Source organism: Christiangramia portivictoriae DSM 23547, assembly GCF_000423045.1.
GTDB classification, from domain to species: domain Bacteria; phylum Bacteroidota; class Bacteroidia; order Flavobacteriales; family Flavobacteriaceae; genus Christiangramia; species Christiangramia portivictoriae.
The window spans coordinates 764,233-786,911 of the sequence record NZ_AUHF01000001.1; the positions used below are offsets into that span (position 1 = coordinate 764,233).

At 40.7% G+C, this 22,679-nt stretch carries 20 protein-coding genes; 8 read left to right on the forward strand and 12 right to left on the reverse strand.

Features of this window, described 5'->3' with window-relative positions:
- Positions 1-30: 30 nt before the first annotated feature.
- The 7 genes from G529_RS0103690 to G529_RS0103720 form a co-directional block, all read right to left on the reverse strand.
- Complete coding sequence (locus G529_RS0103690; RefSeq protein WP_026914260.1) at positions 31-441, reverse strand: energy transducer TonB; 411 nt, start codon at positions 439-441, stop codon at positions 31-33.
- Between the two features lie 66 nt (positions 442-507).
- On the reverse strand, positions 508-1,332 hold the full coding sequence (locus G529_RS0103695) for a thymidylate synthase (RefSeq protein ID WP_026914261.1): 825 nt from the start codon (positions 1,330-1,332) through the stop codon (positions 508-510).
- Between the two features lie 91 nt (positions 1,333-1,423).
- On the reverse strand, positions 1,424-2,407 hold the full coding sequence (locus G529_RS0103700; RefSeq protein WP_026914262.1) for a YihY/virulence factor BrkB family protein: 984 nt from the start codon (positions 2,405-2,407) through the stop codon (positions 1,424-1,426).
- An 86-nt stretch (positions 2,408-2,493) separates the two neighbouring features.
- A complete protein-coding gene (locus G529_RS0103705) occupies positions 2,494-4,197 on the reverse strand; it encodes a NupC/NupG family nucleoside CNT transporter (RefSeq protein WP_026914263.1) in 1,704 nt (567 codons plus the stop codon).
- A 6-nt stretch (positions 4,198-4,203) separates the two neighbouring features.
- The gene (locus G529_RS0103710) at positions 4,204-4,830 is read right to left on the reverse strand and encodes a bifunctional nuclease family protein (RefSeq protein ID WP_026914264.1); all 627 of its coding nucleotides are present in this window, start codon (positions 4,828-4,830) and stop codon (positions 4,204-4,206) included.
- A gap of 85 nt (positions 4,831-4,915) precedes the next feature.
- Positions 4,916-5,884 carry an electron transfer flavoprotein subunit alpha/FixB family protein gene (locus G529_RS0103715; protein ID WP_026914265.1) on the reverse strand — a complete coding sequence of 323 codons (969 nt, stop codon included), beginning with the start codon at positions 5,882-5,884 and terminating at the stop codon, positions 4,916-4,918.
- 46 nt (positions 5,885-5,930) lie between these two features.
- A complete protein-coding gene (locus G529_RS0103720; protein WP_026914266.1) occupies positions 5,931-6,677 on the reverse strand; it encodes an electron transfer flavoprotein subunit beta/FixA family protein in 747 nt (248 codons plus the stop codon).
- Between the two features lie 307 nt (positions 6,678-6,984).
- Here G529_RS0103720 and G529_RS0103725 point away from each other — a divergent pair, with 307 nt between their 5' ends.
- The 8 genes from G529_RS0103725 (at position 6,985) to G529_RS0103760 (ending at position 18,380) form a co-directional block, all read left to right on the forward strand.
- The gene (locus G529_RS0103725) at positions 6,985-7,962 is read left to right on the forward strand and encodes a pyruvate dehydrogenase complex E1 component subunit beta (RefSeq protein WP_026914267.1); all 978 of its coding nucleotides are present in this window, start codon (positions 6,985-6,987) and stop codon (positions 7,960-7,962) included.
- Positions 7,963-8,021: 59 nt separating this feature from the next.
- Positions 8,022-10,514 (forward strand): DUF5686 and carboxypeptidase-like regulatory domain-containing protein, encoded by a 2,493-nt coding sequence (locus G529_RS0103730; protein WP_035695509.1) that lies wholly within the window; start codon positions 8,022-8,024, stop codon positions 10,512-10,514.
- Between the two features lie 69 nt (positions 10,515-10,583).
- Positions 10,584-11,096 carry an inorganic diphosphatase gene (locus G529_RS0103735; RefSeq protein ID WP_026914269.1) on the forward strand — a complete coding sequence of 171 codons (513 nt, stop codon included), beginning with the start codon at positions 10,584-10,586 and terminating at the stop codon, positions 11,094-11,096.
- Between the two features lie 129 nt (positions 11,097-11,225).
- On the forward strand, positions 11,226-13,634 hold the full coding sequence (locus tag G529_RS0103740; RefSeq protein ID WP_026914270.1) for a sodium-translocating pyrophosphatase: 2,409 nt from the start codon (positions 11,226-11,228) through the stop codon (positions 13,632-13,634).
- Between the two features lie 208 nt (positions 13,635-13,842).
- Complete coding sequence (locus tag G529_RS0103745) at positions 13,843-14,091, forward strand: DUF7218 family protein (protein WP_026914271.1); 249 nt, start codon at positions 13,843-13,845, stop codon at positions 14,089-14,091.
- A 1-nt stretch (position 14,092) separates the two neighbouring features.
- Positions 14,093-14,866 (forward strand): non-homologous end joining protein Ku, encoded by a 774-nt coding sequence (ku, locus tag G529_RS0103750; RefSeq protein WP_026914272.1) that lies wholly within the window; start codon positions 14,093-14,095, stop codon positions 14,864-14,866.
- A gap of 3 nt (positions 14,867-14,869) precedes the next feature.
- Positions 14,870-17,266 carry a DNA ligase D gene (gene ligD, locus G529_RS0103755; protein WP_026914273.1) on the forward strand — a complete coding sequence of 799 codons (2,397 nt, stop codon included), beginning with the start codon at positions 14,870-14,872 and terminating at the stop codon, positions 17,264-17,266.
- Between the two features lie 76 nt (positions 17,267-17,342).
- On the forward strand, positions 17,343-18,380 hold the full coding sequence (locus G529_RS0103760) for an App1 family protein (RefSeq protein WP_026914274.1): 1,038 nt from the start codon (positions 17,343-17,345) through the stop codon (positions 18,378-18,380).
- 73 nt (positions 18,381-18,453) lie between these two features.
- On the opposite strand, the gene G529_RS0103765 is transcribed toward G529_RS0103760, so the two are convergent.
- The 5 genes from G529_RS0103765 to G529_RS0103785 all read right to left on the reverse strand — a co-directional run bounded on the left by G529_RS0103765 (position 18,454) and on the right by G529_RS0103785 (position 22,589).
- Complete coding sequence (locus G529_RS0103765; protein WP_035695430.1) at positions 18,454-19,122, reverse strand: sterol desaturase family protein; 669 nt, start codon at positions 19,120-19,122, stop codon at positions 18,454-18,456.
- Between the two features lie 13 nt (positions 19,123-19,135).
- On the reverse strand, positions 19,136-19,750 hold the full coding sequence (locus tag G529_RS0103770) for a deoxynucleoside kinase (protein WP_026914276.1): 615 nt from the start codon (positions 19,748-19,750) through the stop codon (positions 19,136-19,138).
- Positions 19,751-20,107: 357 nt separating this feature from the next.
- Positions 20,108-20,467, reverse strand: coding sequence for a DUF6122 family protein (locus tag G529_RS0103775; protein WP_026914277.1), 360 nt, complete (start codon positions 20,465-20,467; stop codon positions 20,108-20,110).
- A complete protein-coding gene (locus G529_RS0103780; protein WP_026914278.1) occupies positions 20,467-20,793 on the reverse strand; it encodes a DUF202 domain-containing protein in 327 nt (108 codons plus the stop codon). Before G529_RS0103780 ends, G529_RS0103775 begins: the two co-directional genes overlap by 1 nt.
- Positions 20,790-22,589, reverse strand: a complete 1,800-nt coding sequence (locus G529_RS0103785) for an SLC13 family permease (protein ID WP_026914279.1) — start codon at positions 22,587-22,589, stop codon at positions 20,790-20,792. The genes G529_RS0103780 and G529_RS0103785 overlap by 4 nt, the downstream gene beginning before the upstream one ends.
- Between the last annotated feature and the right edge of the window lie 90 nt (positions 22,590-22,679).

Here is a 22,679-nt window from a genome sequence, read left to right on the forward strand (position 1 = left end):
GCAGCTCGTTAAGGTCGAGTTAAATGTGCTTTAGAAGGTAAGCGGAATTTTATAGCTAATCGCTCTTGGCTTCCCAGCCATTTTTCCCGGGGTCATCTGGGGAATGGCCTCGATCATTCTTTTGGCCTCCTTATTAATTTGCGGATGTTTACCGCTAACTTCCTTGACCACTACATTTCCCTCTTCGTTTACTACTAAAGAAACGGTGGCCTTTCCTCTAATGTATTCACCCTTTTCATTTTTAGGGTACTTGTAGTTTTCCTTAATATGTTTCATTAACATAGAATTGAAACAGGCCTTTGTATCTTCTTTCTCTTCGCAACCCGGCCATACCGGTGCTGTTTCCTTCATAGAAACCTTGTTTCCTTTTACTGAAACATCGTTTTGAGCAAAAGCACCCAATCCTATAAATAACATGCTTATCATTAAAATTTTCTTCATGCGTAAATATTTTAGTTTGTTCCTGAACTGCAAAAATCTCACCAGACTGTTATCATGCCTTATGTGCTATACGGCAACTTTGGCTTTGATTGCAGGATGTGGATCATAATTTTCCAAACTGAAATCTTCAAAAGTAAAGGCAAAGATATCCTTGATGTCTGGATTAATTTTCATTTGAGGAAGTGCTCTGGGTTCTCTGCTTAACTGAAGTTTCACCTGTTCCATATGATTACTGTAAATATGAGCATCACCAAAAGTATGGATAAAGTCACCGGCCTCATAGCCACAAACCTGAGCCATCATCATCGTGAGCAAGGCGTAGGAAGCGATATTAAAAGGTACGCCCAGAAAGATATCAGCACTTCTCTGGTATAACTGGCAGGATAGTTTACCATCAGCCACATAAAACTGAAAGAAAGCGTGACAGGGAGGTAAAGCTGCTTTTCCATTCGCTACATTTTCTGAAAAGGAAACACTGGTATCAGGCAAAACCGAAGGATTCCAGGCAGAAACCAGCATTCGTCTGCTGTTGGGATTTGTTTTTAAAGTTTCCACGATCTCTTTGATCTGGTCAATCTCCTCGCTATTCCAGTTTCTCCATTGGTGCCCATAGATAGGTCCAAGATCTCCTTTTTCATCTGCCCATTCGTTCCAGATCCTAACACCATTTTCCTGGAGATATTCAATATTTGTATCGCCCTTTAAAAACCAAAGCAATTCATGGATGATGGATTTCAAATGCAACTTTTTAGTCGTGACCATTGGAAAGCCTTCACTTAGATCGAAACGCATCTGGTAGCCAAAAACACTTTTTGTTCCAGTGCCCGTTCTGTCACCTTTCTGTGCACCTGTTTCTAAAACATGATTGAGAAGGTCGTGATATTGTTTCATAAAAAAGCTAGATTATTGATCGATATGTTGAACAATAAAAATAAGAAAATCGGTCAGAATGAAGGCTGGTTTCAGGAGGAATATATAAGGATCAACATTCTTCTTCACCATCTTCCACCACAGCACACCGGTCTGCATGATAGGCATTGCGTTGTCCCATGGGTCTTTCAGCACCAATCGTTGTATCGATTTTTGTTTGATGCTCCATTTCAGAATTGATCTCTGCACCCATAAGAACGATAAATGCGGTAAGGAATAACCATAACATAAGAATTGCGACTGCAGCGAAGCTTCCGTAAAGATCATCGTAACTTCCAAAATTGCCCACATACCATGAGAACGCCATCGAGCCGCCCAGCCAGAACGCTGTTCCTAAAATAGCTCCCCAACTTACCCAACGCATCTTTGGATTGCTACGGTTTGGCGCAAATTTATAAACCATGCTGAGCATGATAATGAGGATCGCTCCCAGCAAAACCCAGCGCAACCAGGTTAGCATATGTTCCAGACCTGCGGTAAGGCCAAAGTTTTTTATGAGTAGTGGAAAAAATATGACAATAAGCAGACTTAACAGTCCCACAACCACACCGGCCAGTGTGAACAGCAAGGTGAGTACATTTTTCTTAATGATACCACGCGTGTCTACTTCGTCGTATGCAATATTCACTCCCTGGAACAATGCGCTGGTACCTTTGTTCGCACTCCAGATACTTACCAGGATACTAATTATTAAACCCCATCCTATCTCCTCACGATCCTGTTCGATCACCGGGTTGAGTATCTCTGTGATCATCCCGTATGCCTGTTCCGGAAGAATAAGGGTAAGTCTGGATAATTGCTCCTGAATCTGTGCGGGGTCCAAAACCAGGCTGTACACAGAAATAGCTACTACTATGGTTGGAAAAATAGAGAGGAAAAAATAGAAGGCAACCCCGGCAGAAACTATCTGAACGTGGTCTACCGACATTTCCTTATAAACACGTTTGCCAATGTCTACCCATCCTCTTAATGGTATCTGGTGAGGCCATTGCGCATTTTGTCCTCGATATCCTTTTTTTGCCTTTTTCTCGTCCATTTTCAGATTTACTGAGCATGGCAAATTAGAACAATTTCAGGATGCTGAAGAATCTAAGATGACAAAGTTTTCTAAAAATTAGCCTTTTAGCCAATGATCATACCTGCAATGGTAGCAGACAATAATGAGGCTAATGTACCTCCAATCAAAGCTTTCATTCCAAATTCTGACAATACCTTACGCTGCCCGGGAGCCAGGGATCCAATACCACCAATCTGAATTCCTATGGATGCGAAATTTGCAAATCCACACAACATGTAAGTAGCCATGATGACCGACTTCTCATAGTTAAGACTTAAAGCATTCGCGGGATTTTTGAGATCTGCCAGCTGTACATAGCCTACAAATTCGCTTGCTGCGAGTTTGATTCCCAGCAATTGGCCCATCAGCATCATATCTTCTTTCGCTACACCAATAACCCACATCAATGGGGAGAAAATAATACCAAGTATGGATTCAAGAGAAAATTTGGAATATGGAGTGTATTCAGCCATCACACTGTTTAATGTTGTGAGTGCTCCAATGTATCCAAGTATGTAATTGATCATGGCAATAAATGCAATGAATACGAGCAGCATGGCTGCCACGTTCGCGGCCAGTTTTAAGCCTTCGGTAGTTCCATTGGCGATAGCATCTAAAATATTACTTCCAATTTTGTCTGAAGAAACTTCAACATCTGTATTTACAGCTTCCTGCTGTGGGTATAGTATTTTCGAAATTACAATTGCTCCTGGAGCGGCCATTACTGATGCTGCTAAAAGGTGTTTTGCAAATTGAAGTCTCAGTTCAGGATCATCTCCTCCAAGAAATCCAATATACGCGGCGAGTACACCGCCAGCCACAGTAGCCATTCCGCCAATCATCACCAGAAGTATTTCAGATCTGGTCATACGTTCCAGGTATGCCTTGATCATCAAAGGTGCTTCGGTTTGACCAAGAAAAATGTTCCCTGCAACACTTAGACTTTCAGGACCTGAAATTCCCATTAGTTTGGTAAGTACCCACGCCATTCCCTTTACTACGATCTGGATTACCCCCAGATAGAATAACACTGAGGTTAAAGCTGAAAAGAAGATGATGGTAGGAAGTACCTGGAATAGAAAGATAAATCCAAAACTGTCTACATCCATCATCCCGCCTAGTAAAAACTCACTACCTGCGGCCGTAAAATCCAGGATTAAGACAAATACCTGTCCTACGAATTCAAATACTTTCTGGACGAACGTGATCTTCAAGACTCCAATCGCCAGAATGAGTTGTGCTCCCAGACCTATTCCTACAGTTTTCCAGCTAATTGCCTTCCTGTTGCTGCTGAAGAGAAAAGCGATTAGTAACAAAACGAACATTCCAAGAACACCCCTAATCAGGCTGGAAGTTGAAATACCCTGGCTAGGGATCATTTTTTTCGCCGCCTTTACCGGGATCACATCTTCCGCTAATTTTGGTTTTGCTGAAAGCTCAAAAGTGTTATCTCTGCCCTTGATACTTAAGTTTTGATCACTTATTCCGGTAACCCGAAGATTTTGTATCGTATCCTTTGGTGAGTTATAAAAAAGGACCAGTAATTTCTTTTGATAAAGATAATCTCCTGAAGCAATAGTGTCCTGTTCAGCATTAGCCAGAAACAGGAAACTGCCTTCATTGAAATGAACTTCTTCCACATCCCGGAAAACAGAGTTCTCCTGAAAATCTGCGGAATTGTCTAAAGTCCACGACTTCGAAATGGTTTGTGAGGAAGCTGATGCAATAGAAATTAAGACCAGAAACAGGCAACACCAGAGTTTATTCATTATAGATTATTTTCTTTTGGAAATCTCGTCCCGTAGACGAGCGGCTTTTTCGTAATCTTCCTGATTTACAGCCTGGGCCAGCAACTCATTGAGTTCTTCCAGAGACATTTTACTGAAAACTGAATCGCTTTCTGTCTTTATTTCAATGTCTTCCCTTAATAGCTCCTCCTCGATAATTTCCTCTTCATCTTTCATCTCCCTGGCACGTTGATTTTCATCTGCCTTTAAGAAAATTCCAGCTTTATCCAGAATGTTTTTATAAGTGAAAATTGGAGCGTCAAATCTTAACGCTAGTGCAATGGCGTCACTGGTTCGGGCGTCGACTACTTCCTCAACGCCTTCTCGTTCACAAATAAGACTGGAGTAAAATACACCATCTACAAGTTTATGAATGATAACCTGCTTTACCGTGATCGAAAATCGATCTGAAAAGTTTTTGAAAAGGTCATGGGTGAGAGGCCTGGGAGGTTTAATCTCCTTTTCCAGAGCGATCGCAATGGATTGTGCTTCAAATGCTCCAATAACAATTGGTAACTTACGTTCCCCATCGACCTCGTTAAGGATCAGGGCGTAAGCTCCGTTTTGTGTTTGACTGTAAGATATTCCTTTTATGTTCAGACGAACTAAACTCATGCTTCATAAAAATTAAAAAGGCTGTCTAAATAAGGACAAAAAACCAGATCTAGACAGCCCTTTTATGGGTCGCAATTTAGAAAAATTATGCGTTTTTCTCTTTAAATTCCCTCAATTTTTCATTTAGCTTCGGTACGACCTCAAAAGCGTCTCCAACCACCCCATAATCTGCAGCTTTGAAAAAAGGAGCTTCAGGATCGTTATTGATCACAACTTTGGTTTTCGCGGCATTGATACCTGCAAGATGCTGGATAGCTCCAGACACGCCAATAGCAATATATAAATTGGATGCCACAGGTTTTCCCGTTTGTCCCACGTGTTCACTGTGAGGTCTCCATCCCATATCACTTACCGGCTTGGAACAAGCAGTAGCGGCTCCAAGAATTTCCGCCATTTCCTCGATCATTCCCCAGTTTTCCGGACCTTTTAATCCTCTACCTCCAGATACTACTGTTTCAGCGTCGGCGATGGTTACCTTATTGGTTGCTTTATCTACGGATTCCACATTCACCGTAAAATCTTCAGTAGAAAGGCTAGGGTTAAAATCTTCTGTAGTTGCAGCTCCCTGCGCTTCCTTAAGTCCGAATGCGTTTTTGGATAATCCCAATACCTTTACATCAGTATCGATCTTTGTAAAATTAAATGCTTTGTTGGTAAAAGCAGTTCTCTTTACTGTAAATGGATCTGCACTCTCCGGAAGAGCCACTACATTAGACGCATAACCTGCTTCCAGTCGCACGGCAAGTAACGGTGCCAGATATTTGCTGTTTGCGCTCTGGCTTAGAACCACAACTTTACTGCTTTCCTGAGTCGCAGCTTGAGTGAGTGCATCGGCATACGCTTCAGCATTAAAATTGTTTAACTTATCGTTGTTCACTTTCAGAACTTTGTCTACTCCATAAGTTCCAAGTTCTGAAACATCATCTATATTAAAAGTTACCGCGGTAACGCTGGTGCCCAGCATACCTGCAACTTCCTTTGCATAAGATGCAACCTCAAATGAGGCTTTCTTAAATTTTCCTTCTTCTGATTCTATATATACTAAAACTGACATTTTCTAAAATTTTTAATTCCTGAATCTATTTTATTCTGAATTTTGATTAGATCGCTTTTGCCTCGTTGTGAAGCAAATTGATCAATTCATCCAGATTGTCAGGATCAATTAGTTTTACATCGCCTTTAGGTGCAGGCTTCTCAAATTTCACAACTTCGGTTTTAACTGAAGTTTCCGCAGGCTCAACAACATTTAAAGGTTTTTTACGCGCTTGCATAATCCCTCTCATGTTTGGAATACGAAGATCTGATTCTTCTACCAGGCCTTTCTGACCACCAATTACCAATGGAAGGCTGGTGCTTAGGGTTTCTTTTCCACCGTCGATCTCACGAACTGCCTTCGCATTCGTACCATCGATCTCGAGACTGATACAGTTATTTATAAAGTTTGCTTCCAGAATACCGGCTAACATTCCCGGAACCATTCCGCCATTATAGTCGATAGATTCTCTTCCTGCGATCACAAGATCATAACCTCCGTCTTTCACTACCTTTGCAAGCTCTTTTGCTACCTGGTAGCCATCTGTTGCTGGTGTATTCACTCTAATTGCAGTATCTGCTCCAATGGCCAGTGCCTTTCTAAGGGTAGGCTCGGTTTCAGCGCCACCAACATTTACAACATCTACACTCGCACCTTGTTTTTCTTTGAACCACATCGCTCTGGTTAGACCAAATTCGTCATTAGGATTGATTACAAATTGAACACCATTGGTGTCAAACTTGGTGTCACCTTCCGTAAAATTGATTTTGGATGTAGTGTCAGGCACATGACTAATACAAACTAAGATTTTCATATATAAGGTTCTTTTTTTAATAAAACGTTTTCGTTGGCGAAGGTAAGTATTTTATATCAAAAAAAGCTATGCATGCATAATAAATTTAACCAAAAGAATGCTTTAATTTTTAGTTGATTTTTGGTTTTGTGAAGGTTTTACTGCGTATTATGCATAAAACTAAATAAAAAAATGAGATTCCTGTTTTTCATCATTTAGCCATTTCCGAAGAGCCGGGCGAAGCCTAAATTTTTGCGTACAATTATGGTATTTACCTTAATGAATTACTATTTTTGCTCTGCAGGAATTAAAATTAAGAATTTGCATAATGAGGACAATTCAATTTAGAGAAGCTATTGCTGAGGCGATGAGCGAAGAAATGCGTCGCGACGACAGTATCTATTTAATGGGTGAAGAAGTAGCTGAATACAATGGGGCCTACAAAGCTTCTAAAGGAATGCTTGACGAATTTGGTCCGGATAGAGTGATAGATACTCCCATTGCTGAACTTGGATTTTCAGGAATAGGCGTTGGTTCTGCCATGAATGGAAACCGTCCTATTATTGAATTCATGACCTTTAACTTCTCGCTGGTAGGGATTGATCAAATCATCAATAACGCCGCGAAAATGCGCCAGATGAGTGGTGGGCAATTTAATATTCCAATTGTTTTTCGTGGACCTACAGGTTCTGCAGGACAGTTGGGAGCTACGCACTCACAGGCTTTTGAAAGCTGGTACGCCAATACTCCGGGACTCAAGGTTATCGTGCCTTCTAACCCTTATGATGCGAAAGGTCTTCTGAAAGCGGCAATTCGTGATGATGATCCGGTAATCTTTATGGAAAGCGAACAAATGTATGGAGATAAAGGCGAGGTTCCTGAAGATGAGTATGTAATTGAAATTGGTAAAGCTGATATCAAGCGTGAAGGTTCAGATGTGACTGTTGTTTCCTTCGGAAAAATTATCAAAGAAGCTTACAAAGCTGCTGAAACTTTAGCTGAAGAAGATATTTCCTGTGAGATCATCGATCTTAGAACGATTCGTCCATTAGATATAGATGTTATCCTGGAATCTGTAAAGAAAACAAACCGACTGGTGATTCTTGAAGAATCCTGGCCTTTCGGAAATATTTCGACTGAAATTTCGTATCAGGTGCAATCCAAAGCGTTCGACTACCTGGATGCTCCTATCATAAAAATTAACACGGCCGATACTCCTGCGCCTTATTCACCTGTTCTTTTAAAAGAATGGTTGCCAAATAGTGAGGATGTTGTTAAAGCTGTGAAAAAGGTCATGTACAAGTAAACCTTTTCAACCTATCTTTGAAACTTCATCTTAACGATGAAGTTTTTTTTTATCCTACAATGAACAAATACACCTACCTCTTTATACTTTTTTTCCTTCCAGTTCTCAGTCTAATCGCTCAAACAAAAGCAGGAGGAATTGTGACCGATGATACTGGAGCTACCGTGCCTTTTGCGAACGTGGTTTTCGCCACTTCCACTTCAGGAACGACCACCAATGAAGTTGGTGAGTTTTACCTTCAGTCTGATGATAATTATGATACTCTTGTTTTTTCTTTTATTGGTTATAAAACCAAAAAGATTGCCTTAAAATCCAGAGTCAATTTAAACATGGAAGTGACGCTGGAGCAGGAAGCGTCCAGTCTGGACGAGGTGGTCATTTATCGCGGAAAAACTTCGAAAAAGAATAATCCGGCAATCGATATTCTAAAAAAGGTTTGGGCAAACCGCCGTAGTAATGGTGTAAATGCATTTGATCAGTACAGCTATAAGGAATACGAAAAACTCGAATTCGACCTGAATACCATAGACAGTGCGGTGGTGGAAAGCAGGATTTTCAACGGCATGGAGTTTATTTTCGACTATACAGATACCAATGCTGTGACCGGGAAAACCTATCTGCCTATGTTTATTAACGAATCGGTAACCCAGGTTTACGGAGATAACAAGATCAATGAGGAGAAAAAAGTTTTACTTGGAAACAAGAATTCCGGGTTTAACCAGAACAGGAACCTGATCGATTTTGTGAAGGATATTTATGATGATTACGATATTTATAAAAACTACATCAAGTTCTTCGATAAATCCTTTGTAAGTCCAATTTCGACTACAGGGATCGATACCTATAATTATGTATTGTCTGATAGCGCTTATATCGACAATAAGTGGTGTTATAATATTGTGTACTATCCACGTCGCGAGAATGAATTGACTTTTAAAGGAGATTTCTGGGTAAACGATACGACCTGGGCAGTGAAGAACATCAATCTCGAAACTACCAAGGATGTAAACATCAACTGGATCAAGCAGGTTTACATCGAACAGGATTTTGAAGTTTTGAATGACTCTGTATTTTTAATTCAGAAAGATTTCTTTATGGCCGACTTCGGGATAAACAAAAAGAAAACTTCTCAGGGTGTCTATGCGAAACGAACCATGCTTTATGATGAATATGAGTTTAATAAAGAACGGGGATCAAGTTTTTACAATCAGCCAGTCTACAATCCACAATCCCAGGCTTATAATAGAAGTGAGGAATTCTGGAGCGAGAACAGGCTGGAGCAGTTAAACGATGATGAGCAGGGAATCTATGTGATGCTGGATAGTCTTACAAAGACTAAAGCTTTTAATAGGTTGTATGACATAGCAACGATCGCGCAGTCGGGTTATGTAGAGTTTGATGGATGGGATTATGGACCCATTTATTCCACATTTGGATTTAATGACGTGGAAGGAGTTCGAACCCGTTTTGGAGGAAGAACCTATTTCGGGCAGAATGATCCATGGAGAATCGAGGCATATGGCGCTTATGGGTTCAAGGATCAAAAATTTAAATATGGAGTTTCAGCCAAAGTCTTGCTTGATTACAAAACACGACTTATCCTAAGCGGGGGTAACAGGAGAGATGTGGAGCAATTGGGAACCAGTCTCACGAATTCTACAGATGTTCTGGGGAGAAGTCTGGCCTCTTCATCACTTCTGAATGTTGGAGATACAGACAAACTGAGTTCAATCAATTTGAGTGTTTTCTCTGTGCAGTTGGAACCGGTTAAGAATCTTACTCTAAGATTTGGAGCCAACTACAGAATACTGCAACCGGCGTCTGAAGGTTTTAGTCTGGATTATTATGTGGATGACTCACGCACGGTAACCGACAGTGAGATCAATCAAACCGAAATATCCACGATCATTACATGGACCCCGGGCAGGAAAACTTCTGGTTTTGGAGTGGAGCGAAATGTGGTGAATGAGGAAGATTTTCCAACACTGTTCCTAAACTATAGTCTGGGAGTCAAAGAGATATTTAATAGTGATTTTGACTATAAAAAACTACAGTTCTTTTTTAATCAGCCTTTGTTAATTGGAGGTTTTGGAAGATCCAATGTTAGTATTGAAGCAGGAAAAACATTTGATCCGGTACCTTTAGGTTTGCTTAGCGTGGTCCCCGGGAACCAGACATATTTTAGTATGTATAATACCTTTCCAACCCTTGATTTCTATGAATTTGTGACAGATAGTTATTCAGCCATTCATATTGATCATAATTTTAACGGAAGGTTATTCTCCAGGATTCCATTGCTCAGAGATCTTAATTTACGGGAACTGGTTGGCTTTAGAGCAATCTATGGGGATATCTCACAGGATAGCAAAGACCTGGATGCTTCCGGGTTGCCGCTGGTCGCTCCAGATAATGACCCGTTTTATGAATATAGTGTAGGTATTGGGAATATTTTAAAAGTCATGCGATTTGATGTGCATTTCCGCGGAAATTATTTCGATAACCCTGACGCAAGGAGTCTTGCATTTACAATAGATTTTGGATTTCACTTTTAGATAATAGTTTAAATATCAGAAATAACTATATTTGCTGCCCTGAATTTTAATTTAGATAAAAATATAAAAATGTCGAATACTTTTGATGTATTGATCGAGATCCCAAAGGGAAGCCGAAATAAATACGAATACGATTTCAAGCTTAAAAAAGTACGTTACGACAGGATGATTTTCTCTTCGATGATGTATCCTGCAGATTATGGTTTTATTCCTAACACCCTTGCTTTGGACGAAGATCCATTAGATGTTTTGGTTTTGGTGTCTGAACCTACCTTCCCGGGAATTGTAATGGAGGTAAAGCCTATTGGTGTATTCCATATGGCAGACGAAAAAGGACCGGATGAGAAGATCATCTGTGTACCAGTATCAGATCCAATCTGGAACAGGCTAAACGATCTTAAAGAGTTGAATGGTCATATGATCAAAGAGATCGAACATTTCTTTAAAGTATATAAGGACCTTGAAAAGAAAAAGGTAGATACAGGAGATTTCGGGGATGCAAATGAAGCTCGTGAGATCATTCAGCAATGTATCGAACGCTACGAGAATTACAAAGGAGATAAATCCAGATTCGGTATATAATCATAATATATCCCATAAATTATTAAGAATATCAAAGCAATAACCTTAAAAAGTTATTGCTTTTTTAATTATTGCCAATTTCACTACATTAGCTAGCATTAATATTTTATTAACAATTAACTAGCTACTATGGAATCAATAATGATCTACCTGCCAGCGGTGCTGGCAATCATCGGACTCATTTTTATGTGGGTTAAAAGATCCTGGGTGATGAAACAGGACTCCGGCGACGGAAAAATGAAAGAAATTTCGGCACACATCTATGAAGGAGCATTGGCCTTTCTAAAAGCAGAATATAAATTATTGACTCTTTTCGTGGTCGTAGCCAGTATTGCATTAGCTGCCATCGCTTACTTTGTTCCAACCACACATTACCTTATCATACTGGCCTTTATTTTCGGTGCAATCTTTTCAGCGTTTGCAGGAAATATTGGGATGAAAATCGCTACGCAAACCAATGTGCGAACTACTCAGGCAGCCAGAACAAGTCTGCCGGGAGCCCTTAATATTTCTTTTGGAGGTGGAACAGTGATGGGACTTGGAGTTGCCGGTCTTGCAGTACTTGGACTTACCGGCTTCTTTATTTTCTTTTTCCACTACTTTATGGGAGGAGAGTGGACGAATACACAGCAAATGACCGTTGTATTGGAAACACTGGCCGGTTTTTCTCTGGGTGCTGAATCTATCGCGCTGTTTGCAAGAGTTGGAGGAGGAATCTATACAAAAGCTGCTGATGTAGGTGCAGACCTTGTGGGTAAAGTAGAAGCGGGAATACCAGAAGACGATCCTCGAAATCCCGCGACCATCGCAGATAATGTTGGAGATAATGTGGGAGATGTAGCCGGCATGGGAGCCGATCTTTTTGGAAGTTATGTCGCTACAGTACTTGCAGCAATGGTGCTTGGAAACTATATCATTAAAGATATGGGTGGCGATATTACCAGCGAAGGTTTTGGCGGGATTGGTCCCATCTTATTACCAATGGCCATAGCCGGAGCAGGAATTATCATTTCTATTATTGGTACCCTGCTGGTTAGAATTTCTTCCAATTCAGCCAAAGAAGCTGAGGTTCAAAAAGCCCTGAATATAGGTAACTGGGTTTCCATAGTGCTGGTCGCTATTTCCTGCTATTTCCTTGTAAACTGGATGCTTCCATCCAATACCATGACCATGGGATTTTTTATTGGTGGCGAAGAAGGTTTCGAGATGATCAACATTAGTTCCATGCGTGTTTTTTACGCTACACTGGTAGGTCTGGTTGTAGGGGGAGCAATTTCTTCGGTAACCGAATATTACACCGGACTTGGTAAAAAACCAATCCTCAAGATCGTTCAGCAGTCCAGTACCGGAGCTGGAACAAATATCATTGCAGGGTTGGCGACCGGTATGATCTCTACTTTTCCTTCTATCATATTGTTCGCCGGTGCGATATGGGCGTCTTATGCCTTTGCAGGATTTTATGGAGTTGCTCTGGCCGCTTCAGCAATGATGGCCACCACTGCCATGCAGCTGGCGATCGATGCCTTTGGACCAATTGCAGATAATGCCGGAGGTATTGCAGAAATGAGTGAGCAGGAACCCATCGTTAGAGAAAGAACCGACATCCTGGATTCAGTAGGAAATACAACGGCAGCTACCGGAAAGGGATTTGCCATCGCCTCTGCGGCGTTGACATCTCTGGCGCTTTTTGCTGCCTACGTAACATTTACGGGAATTGAAGGAATCAATATTTTCAAAGCTCCTGTTCTGGCTATGCTCTTTGTAGGCGGAATGATTCCCGTGGTATTCTCAGCGCTGGCGATGAATGCGGTGGGGAAAGCAGCGATGGAAATGGTGCAGGAAGTACGTAGACAATTCAAGGATATTCCCGGGATTATGGAAGGTACCGCCAAACCACAATATGACAAATGTGTGGCTATCTCTACGGAAGCAAGCTTAAAAGAAATGATGCTGCCAGGATTACTCACTATAGGTTTCCCTTTAGTAATTGCCTTTTTACCCATGGTATTTGGAATGGATCGTCTTGCCATTGCTGAAATGCTTGGAGGCTATATGGCGGGTGTGACAGTAAGTGGTGTACTTTGGGCGATCTTTCAGAATAATGCCGGAGGTGCCTGGGATAATGCCAAAAAATCTTTTGAAGCCGGAGTCATGATCAATGGTGAAATGACCTATAAGGGATCTGATGCGCACAAAGCAGCAGTAACTGGTGATACCGTAGGCGATCCGTTTAAAGACACGTCTGGTCCATCCATGAATATCCTGATTAAATTAACCTGTCTTATCGGCCTGGTGATTGCGCCAATCCTGGGTGGTCATACAGATGATTCGATACCAAATCAGGAAGAGCGCGTTGAGGTGATCTCTTCGGAAGCTTCAGTGAATTCGAAAGAAATAAGTATGGAAATGAATGATCTGAACGATTTGATGACTGCAGACGTATTAAACACTAGATCCTTAATCGGAAATGAGAGGAGTGATATTAATGAATATCAGGAATCAGGCCTGGAAGTGCAGCGGAATATAGAAACATTATAGTCAGCTATTCTGAATAACAGAATATAAAAAACCTCCATGCTCGTGGAGGTTTTTTAATTTCAGGCGGTAAATTCTATTCTCCTGTTTCTTCTAAAATTGATCGTAGAAACTACTATTTCAGTTAAACTATGGTTAATCAATCCCTTAAAATTATAAGACTGTCCAAACGTTGAGTAAATTGAAGTTTAATTCAAAAAATATTCAGAAGATGTCAAAAGATCACGGACCCAGTATCAAAAATGACGAGCAATACGAGAAATTGCGCAAGGAGGGAATGAGCAAGGAGAAAGCGGCAAGGATCGCCAATACGTCCAATTCCGGAGAAAAAGGTGGTAAAGCTGAAAAATACGAAGAGAGAACCAAAGAGGAACTCTATGAGCAGGCGAAGAAAATTGGGATTGATGGACGAAGTGACATGTCTAAAGATGAATTGATAAAGGCTTTAAGAAATCACTAATATGCGCTCAATCTGGAATGGTTCAATAAGTTTTGGTCTGGTTTCAATTCCCGTGAAACTTTATTCTGGTTCTGAAGACCGTCGAATAGACCTCGATATGCTTGATAAAAATGATCATGCCCGTATTCGGTATAAAAGGGTGAATGAAGATACCGGGAAAGAAGTGGAATGGAAAGATATCGTCAAAGGTTTTAAAAAAGAAGACGGTTACGTTGTTCTGGAAAAAGAAGATTTCGAACAGGCGAACATGAAGAAGACCAAAACTATCGATATTGAAGAATTTATCGATGAGGATGAGGTAGCTGATGTCCTGTTTAAAAAGCCTTATTTCCTGGAGCCACAAAAGGAAGGAGGTAAATCTTATAACCTATTATTGAAAGCACTAAAGAAGACTGGTAAATTAGGAGTTGCCACTTTTGTGATGCGTCAGAAAGAGCATTTATCTTTAGTAGGAATTTACAGGGACGCATTGGTGTTGCATGTGATCAGGTTCGAAGATGAAATTAGAAATCCTGCTGATCTCAAACTACCAAAAACCAGGGTAAAAGCAAAGGAGGTGGACATGGCAGTATCCCTGATCGAGCAATATACATCTAAATTTGACTTCGAAAAGTACAAGGATATCTACAATGATCAGTTAATGAAGATCATTGAATCCAAAGCAACCGGCAAGAAGCCGAAAGTGGAAGAATACGATTCTGAACCCACCCAGGCAGATGATTTGATGGCTAAATTAAAGGCCAGTCTTGAAAAGAAAAAGTCGAAGGCCAGCTAAACCATGTCTTTAACTGAATACAATAAAAAACGTGATTTTACTCAAACCTCAGAGCCTCGGGGAGCTGTAGACAATGAGAATCTTTCCAGATTCGTGATTCAGCGTCACAGGGCTTCCAGGTTGCATTATGATTTAAGGCTGGAGGTGAATGGCGTCTTGAAAAGCTGGGCTATTCCAAAAGGACCATCCATGAACCCCGATGATAAGAGACTGGCCATCCAGACAGAGGATCACCCGGTGAAATATCTGCATTTTGAAGGATCGATACCTAAAGGGAATTACGGAGCGGGACATATGAGAATATGGGATACCGGAACCTTTGAATCTGCAGGAGATTATGAAACAGAGGAAGCTTTAAAGAAGGGTGATCTAAAAGTGCAATTTCATGGAGATAAGTTAAAGGGAACTTTTGCCCTGGTAAGAACTAGAAGACAGGATGGCCAGAAGCACTGGTTGCTTATAAAGAAAAAGGACGAATATGCTGTTACTTCCAGTTATGATGCAGAAGACTTTCCTCCGCAGGGTCTGATAAAAAGCCTAAACGATACGGATATCATAAAACCCATGCTCGCCACCGCGGCAGATGGGATTTTCAGCAAACCTGGCTGGATTTATGAACTTAAATGGGATGGCTACAGAGTACTTGCAAGTATAAGTAATGACAAAGTGAACTTGTATTCCAGGAATGGGATCAATTACAATGATAAGTTTTCAAAGCTTGCGCAGGACCTCCACAACATTCCTCATGACGTGATACTCGATGGAGAAGTGGTAATCCTGGATGACCAGGGAAGACCTCAATTTCAGCAACTTCAAAATTATGACAGTAGTTCGCCAGCAGATCTTAGATTCTACGTTTTTGATCTTCTGTATCTAAATGGCCACAGCACTCTGGACCTGCCTTTACTGGACCGAAAAAGCCTGCTGCCAGATATCCTAGAAGGACTGGACAGAACATTCTACTGTAAGCATGTGGATAGCATGGCAAATGCGTTTTATGAAAAAGCATTAAAGGATGGTATGGAAGGAGTCATCGCAAAGAAAGCAGATTCAGTCTACACTCCGGGATACCGCAGTGAGAAATGGCTTAAAATCAAAGGGACGAAGTCTGAAGAGGTCTTGATCTGTGGTTATACGGACTCTAAGGGAGCCATATTCGGATCGCTGATACTTGGAATCTACAGAGATAATGAATTACAGTACGCTGGGAATTGCGGGACAGGATTTTCTTCTTCAGTACAGCAGGAATTACTTCAGAAAATGCAGCATCTTGGAGTTGAGAAGTCACCCTTCAGTGATACAATAAAGCTTAAAGGCAGAACACCAAACTGGGTAAGACCTGAACTTATATGTGAGATTAAATTTTCAGAATGGACAGAGAATGGTAGAATGCGTCATCCGGTTTATAAAGGACTAAGAGATGATAAATCTATCAATGATGTACAAAATAGTACTAAGCAAGCACCTCAGAAATCATCAAAATCCAGTTCCAATGCTCTGGAAATAAATGGCAGAACAGTGAATGTCACTAATCTTGACAAACTCTACTGGCCTGGAGAAGGTTTCAGAAAGTATGATCTTATAGATTATTATATACAGGTTTCAGAATTTATGCTTCCATTTTTGAAAGATCGACCACAAAATCTACACAGGCATCCGAATGGGATCGAGAAGGAAGGTTTTTACCAGAAAGACAATGAAGGGCTCCTGGATTCCTGGATCGAGACTTTAAAGATTTGGTCTGCCTCTGCAAAAAGAGACATCCAGTACCTGCTATGCCAGGACGAGGCCAGTTTAATATATATGGCAAATTTGGGTTGTATCGAGATCAATCCCTGGAACAGCCGGAAAAGTACTCTTGATCATCCAGATTATGTGGTCATCGATCTGGATCCTTCTAAAAACAATACCTTCAATCAGGTGATTGAAGTCGCACAGGTGACCAGGGAAATTCTGGATTCAGCATCTATTGAAGCTTACTGTAAAACTTCCGGGTCCTCTGGATTGCATATTTACATTCCATTGGGCGCAAAATATACTTATGAAGAAGCCCGGGAATTTACCAGGCTTATTTGTTACTATATCCTGGAGCGTACTAAAGGTCTTACCAGTATGGATCGGGCCGTCAGGAACCGGAAAGACAAAATTTATCTTGATTATTTACAGAATAGAAGGGGGCAGACTTTAGCAGCTCCGTATTGTGTGCGACCCAAACCTGGCGCGCCTGTTTCAGCTCCAATACACTGGAAGGAATTGAAAACTGGTTTAAGGATTACAGATTTTAATATTAAAAATATGCCTGCAAGAATTTTAGAGCATCCGCAGCTTTTTAAAAACGTACTGGATGAGGGTATTAATATGGAAGAATGCCTGGATGCTCTCAACCAGCTGGAATATTAAAATAATTATAAAACTAGATCATCTGGCAGACTTGGTGCAGAATAAAATATAACTTGACCCAAAAGCTTTAAAATTAATGATCAAACGTATTAAAAAGATACTGGGCAGGTATAAAAATCTTGACCAGATTCATATAGTACCCTATAGAAGTTATGGTACTTATTCTCATTTATATGTCTTCGGAAGGGTTCTGGATAATGAGCCTTTAAATATTGTCAAGGAGCAATCCGTTTTTCGTACCATCAAAAACACATACAAGCAATTTGATAGTTTTGAAATTCCGGACGCAGAAATGGAGCTGGTGGTGCCGGGTAAAGTAAACCTTAGAACAACCACCAATGACGAAGGCTATTTTTTGTTTGATAAGACATTTGATGAAAATCTATCTGAATACGCATCTAATGAAGGATGGATAGATTATGAGGTGCGCTACTGCGAGAAGATCGAGCCTAGAACAGATGAGCTGGAAAATCCAAAACGCGGGGAATTCCTGATCCCGCAGGTAGATGCTGAGTACGGTGTTATTAGCGATATTGATGATACCATATTGCATACCGGAGTTACTTCGTTCCTAAAATGGAGACTTCTGAAAAATTCATTACTCACCAACGCCTATAACCGAATACCTTTGAAAGGTGCTCCAAACCTATATAATAAACTGCACGAGGGGACTAGTGGGAAATTCAGAAATCCTGTCTTTTACCTGAGTAACAGTCCGTGGAACATGTATGAATACCTCAAATTGTTTCTGGACCATAACAATTTTCCGAAAGGTCCAATGTTGTTACGTGATCTACGAACTCCGTTTGAGAGCACCATAAAACCCGAAAAACCGCATAAGCAGAAGGAAATTATAAATATTCTTAAAACCTATCCAGATCTTAAATTTATCCTGATAGGGGATAGTGGTGAACATGATGCCAGTATTTACACAGATATTGCCGCACAATATTCAGATCGTATTCTAGCGATCTATTTGCGCAGCGTAAAGCACAAAAAGCAAATGCAACGTGTACAGAGTATCATTGATAACTTTGACACTGTGCCGGTACTGATGGTGATGAGCAGTGAAGAGGCAGAAGAGCATGCCCGGGAAAATGGTTTTATCAAATAACGATATGTGTAAATTATTCAGAAATAAAAAAGTCCCTTTCATAAAGGGACTTTTTAGTATTTCATATTAAGTATTAGCTGGGATCGATGCTGGTTCCAACCGCCGCTCTTTCCTGAACAGGTGACTTTCTGGGCATGGTTCTGAAAATCTGGTCCCATAGTGGAGAAGAAACTCCAAATGCGCGATCTGGTTCACGATAGTGATGAATACTATGGTGGTGCCATAAGATCTTTAGAAAGTTGTTAGGAACTTTAAATGCGTGAACCGAATAATGCACGGCCAGGTAGGCAGCGTAACCAATAAGGAAACCTGCAAGAAATCCAAATACATAATCTCCCAGTACCGCGCGATAAATAATGAATAACACCGTTGCGATCACCAGGCTAAGAACAGGAGGCATTGCCAGCCTGGATTTGTCTTTTGGGTAATCATGATGTACACCATGCATCGTGTAGCTCAGTTTTTGTTTTTTTGGCGTCGTTGCCGGGATGTGATAGAGATACCTGTGCATTACGTATTCAATGAACGTAAAGAAGAAAAGGCCCGCCAGGAATAATCCTATCATCGCCGGGGCTTCAAAACCTTTTTCAATCACTCCATAATATACTAAAGCGACAGAGATCAAACCAAAAATGATCAAAGGCAGTGATATATGGGTATGCGTTAATTTCTCTAGCATAGGGTTGTCAAAAAGTTTTGGAGAACCCTTGTGTTTAGGTCTTTTTAGCTTAGTAGATTCCATAGTCAATTATCATTTAAAAAAGTCCGTGCAACTGGCCGTCTATGCGGTTGATGATATCACCAAGGTCTTCCGGATTATCCACAAAATTAATATTATCTACATCAATTATAAGCAAATTTCCTTTATTATAATCGTGTACCCATGCTTCGTAGCGTTCATTCAGCCTGCTCAGATAATCTATAGAGATAGAATTCTCATAATCACGACCTCTGCTATGAATCTGTTTTACAAGGTTTGGGATACTGCTGCGAAGATAAATGAGCAAATCTGGTCCCTGTACGACACTTTCCATCAAATCAAAAAGTGATTTATAATTTTCAAAATCCCTGTTGGTCATAAGACCCATGGCATGCAGGTTTGGAGCAAAGATATAGGCATCTTCATAAATCGTACGATCCTGAATGATCTTCTTACCACTTTCCCTTATCTGGAGAATCTGCCTGAATCTGCTATTTAAAAAGTAGATCTGCAGATTGAACGACCAGCGCTCCATTTTGTTATAAAAATCTTCGAGATAAGGATTTTCAAGAACATCTTCAAACTGAGGTTCCCAGTTGTAATGCTTTGCTAATAATCGAGTTAAAGTTGTTTTTCCTGCACCAATATTTCCTGCTATGGCTACATGCATAATTTATTTCTTAGGCTGAATTAAGGAGCGTAAAGATAAAAGAATTGAATTAAAAAGAGTGTTTTGATGTCGCATGAGCCAATAAATTTTCAACAAAACCTACTCTGTTGAAAATTAAGAGATAATCATAGAATACAGCTCATTTTGCAACTACAAAGGATTGCAGCTTACAGGTTCGAAATTTTTAAAGTTTGATTTGAGATTTTATTTCAGCAATTACGATATGCTTCATAGAATCCTAAACATAGGATGTTGATAGCAAAACTGATTGAAAGACCTTTCTATAATTGCTTCGGAAGTATTTATTTTTCGATATGGGTGGAAAATTTTTAAGCTTTTGCTTCCGAAGTATTTGAGCTACATGGCGAGATTGTGGAAAATACAGGAATTGCAATTATAATTGGTCCAGAGACAATCTATAAAATCTGTGAGCATATGAAAAAGGAGTCCTATACAGATCAGCTTTATGACACGATGTTTGATTAGGATCATTCCGAAGAAATAGGCAGCGATGGCGATTTCAGAATGCAGCGGGTGAAATCCAATTCCACAACGATTTGGATCAAAGATAGGGGTGGCCAGTAGATGATCAGCATCCACGGTCATGGTGGCAGCAAGAATCGCCCAGTATTTTAGCCAGTTTTCGCGATCATACCAGTATGCGATCCCGGCGATCACCAGGAAATGCATGGAATAGTGTACCAGCCCCTGTAGCATTACCGGTGATTCTTTTCCTCCGGTTGTTCTCGAAGGAGTCCGTTAAGCTTGCGTTCCAGAGCCACGTATCTCGAAAATCCAACAATGATAAAAAGAATACAAAGGAAAAGAGATACATAACCTACCCACATAAGACTAATTCCCTGGTAATCCTTGATCTGCAAAAGGGCGAGCCCGCTAATGAGCAGATATATGGATGCCCGAATATAGCTTAATAGAGTTCTTTCGTTGGCAAGTTTTGTTCGTTCCAGAGCTAGATGTTCACGAAGCAGTTTTTCGTCAATGATTCTGGCTTTAAAAGGGTTATGTAATTTTACTTTTCTCATAGTTCAAAAGGGAAAAACATCGGGATAATAAATGAGGCCGCGATCCAGATGATAAAGTTAAGCGGAGTTCCGAACTTTAGGAAATCTCTGAACCTATAATTTCCCGGCGCATACACCATGGTATTCACAGGATAGCTAACGGGAGTCATAAAAGTGAGCGAACAGGCGAACATAACCCCAATCAAAAAAGGTTTTTCACTCACCTGCATGGCCCCGGCCAGACTAATCACGATGGGCGTCATGAGAGCAGCTGCCGCTTTGCTGGACAGCACATTGGTTGAAAGAAAGGTAAACAGGAATATCATGCTTAGTGTCCAGCGAGGATCCATATCGCCCAGAGTTTCGAAGACGTATTGGGAAACAATATCAGATCCACCGGTTTTTTCCAAAGCTTTTCCCATAGAAAGTACCCCGGCGATCATAAATATCACCTTCCATTCGATCGCTTCATAAGCTTCCTGAGGTTTCAAAATAGTAAGAGTGACGATTAATAAACTACCAATCATGGCGCTTATTAGAATAGAGGTGATGTTAAATGCTGCCGCGGCTACTACACCAATGACGATAAGCAATGCCGGGATCGCTTTTTTATAGTTCACATTCCTTCCCTGGTATTCTGAAAGTGTGACGATCATTTTTTCTGAAGCAAGAACTGAAATTGCTTTTTCTGAAGCGAATAAAAGCATCATATCACCTTCTCTAAGAACTACCCGGGAAACATCTTCAGTAATGGTTTCCTTACGATGTCTTATGGCCAGGACAGATGCGTAATAAGTACTTCTGAAGTTCATTTCCCGAATAGACTTTCCAGCAAGTTCAGATCCATAGGGAATCATGACCTCAAAGATCTTTTTCTCTTCTGAAGTTTCAGAAGCATTTTGATTGGCTTCCATTTGCTGAATACTCTCCTTGTCTCCCCGAACCGATATTCCCTTCCTGGACTTTAACCTGGCAAGGTTTACGGGATCCACCAGAATTCTCAGAAGATCATTTTCCCTTAAAACAGTCTCTCCATCGATTTCATAAACCCGGTAATGTTTTCTTTTTATTCTGAGAATCTGAACCTTAAAATCCCGAACGAGTCTGGATTCAGAAACCGGAAGGTCAATATCGTCATGATCATAATGCAGTTCGATCTCAGCCATATATTTTTCAGTCTGCTTGATCAGGCCGGTATTCTCTGGTAATCCTCTTTTTGGCAATAGAACTGGCCCAAGCAGGAAAATATACGCGAGACCAATGGAGAGCAGGCATAGTGCGGCCATGGAAAATTCGAACATCCCAAAGGGCTGGGAACCCAGTTTTTCAGCATAACTACTTACCAGAATATTCGTAGAAGTTCCAATAAGAGTACAGGTGCCTCCAAATAATGCGGAAAAGGAGATGGGAATTAACAGCCTTGCCGGGCTAATTTCGGCTTCACGGCAAACCAGCAGTGCCACTGGGATCAAAATAGCAACCACTGCAGAATCATTGATAAAAGCCGAAAGTACTGCAGAGGTAAGGCATAATGAAACCAGGGCGAAAAAATAGTTGATACGGGCTATCTTGATTAGCCTGGCACTAAGGCCATCGATGATACCCGATTTAAAAACGGCTGCACTCACCACGAACATACAGCCAAGTGTGATGGTTGCGGGATGATTGAATCCCGAAAAACCTTCTTCGGGACTCAGCACACCCGAAATAATAAAAAGTGCCATGATGATGATCGAAGTGGTGTCTATCGAAAAATAATCGCGCACGAACAGGATAATACCAATGATGATGATCGCAACGGTGAGATACAATTCCATCTGAAGAGTTTTAAGATAATAACCTGATGTTCTTCTTAAAGATAAGACTTCTTTTAATTACCTTATTTAATTTCTACTTTTCAGTAAAAT

Bases quoted from the DNA above. Each gene is read 5' to 3' on its own strand.
- G529_RS0103775 (WP_026914277.1), bottom strand. From the start codon at position 20,467: ATGCTACAGGGGCTGGTACACTATTCCATGCATTTCCTGGTGATCGCC.
- G529_RS0103785 (WP_026914279.1), bottom strand. From the start codon at position 22,589: ATGGAATTGTATCTCACCGTTGCGATCATCATCATTGGTATTATCCTG.
- G529_RS0103695 (WP_026914261.1), bottom strand. From the start codon at position 1,332: ATGAAACAATATCACGACCTTCTCAATCATGTTTTAGAAACAGGTGCA.
- G529_RS0103745 (WP_026914271.1), top strand. From the start codon at position 13,843: ATGTCAAAAGATCACGGACCCAGTATCAAAAATGACGAGCAATACGAG.
- G529_RS0103700 (WP_026914262.1), bottom strand. From the start codon at position 2,407: ATGGACGAGAAAAAGGCAAAAAAAGGATATCGAGGACAAAATGCGCAA.
- G529_RS0103780 (WP_026914278.1), bottom strand. From the start codon at position 20,793: ATGAGAAAAGTAAAATTACATAACCCTTTTAAAGCCAGAATCATTGAC.
- ligD (WP_026914273.1), top strand. From the start codon at position 14,870: ATGTCTTTAACTGAATACAATAAAAAACGTGATTTTACTCAAACCTCA.
- ku (WP_026914272.1), top strand. From the start codon at position 14,093: ATGCGCTCAATCTGGAATGGTTCAATAAGTTTTGGTCTGGTTTCAATT.
- G529_RS0103765 (WP_035695430.1), bottom strand. From the start codon at position 19,122: ATGGAATCTACTAAGCTAAAAAGACCTAAACACAAGGGTTCTCCAAAA.
- G529_RS0103730 (WP_035695509.1), top strand. From the start codon at position 8,022: ATGAACAAATACACCTACCTCTTTATACTTTTTTTCCTTCCAGTTCTC.
- G529_RS0103735 (WP_026914269.1), top strand. From the start codon at position 10,584: ATGTCGAATACTTTTGATGTATTGATCGAGATCCCAAAGGGAAGCCGA.
- G529_RS0103725 (WP_026914267.1), top strand. From the start codon at position 6,985: ATGAGGACAATTCAATTTAGAGAAGCTATTGCTGAGGCGATGAGCGAA.
- G529_RS0103690 (WP_026914260.1), bottom strand. From the start codon at position 441: ATGAAGAAAATTTTAATGATAAGCATGTTATTTATAGGATTGGGTGCT.
- G529_RS0103720 (WP_026914266.1), bottom strand. From the start codon at position 6,677: ATGAAAATCTTAGTTTGTATTAGTCATGTGCCTGACACTACATCCAAA.
- G529_RS0103760 (WP_026914274.1), top strand. From the start codon at position 17,343: ATGATCAAACGTATTAAAAAGATACTGGGCAGGTATAAAAATCTTGAC.
- G529_RS0103710 (WP_026914264.1), bottom strand. From the start codon at position 4,830: ATGAGTTTAGTTCGTCTGAACATAAAAGGAATATCTTACAGTCAAACA.
- G529_RS0103770 (WP_026914276.1), bottom strand. From the start codon at position 19,750: ATGCATGTAGCCATAGCAGGAAATATTGGTGCAGGAAAAACAACTTTA.
- G529_RS0103705 (WP_026914263.1), bottom strand. From the start codon at position 4,197: ATGAATAAACTCTGGTGTTGCCTGTTTCTGGTCTTAATTTCTATTGCA.
- G529_RS0103715 (WP_026914265.1), bottom strand. From the start codon at position 5,884: ATGTCAGTTTTAGTATATATAGAATCAGAAGAAGGAAAATTTAAGAAA.
- G529_RS0103740 (WP_026914270.1), top strand. From the start codon at position 11,226: ATGGAATCAATAATGATCTACCTGCCAGCGGTGCTGGCAATCATCGGA.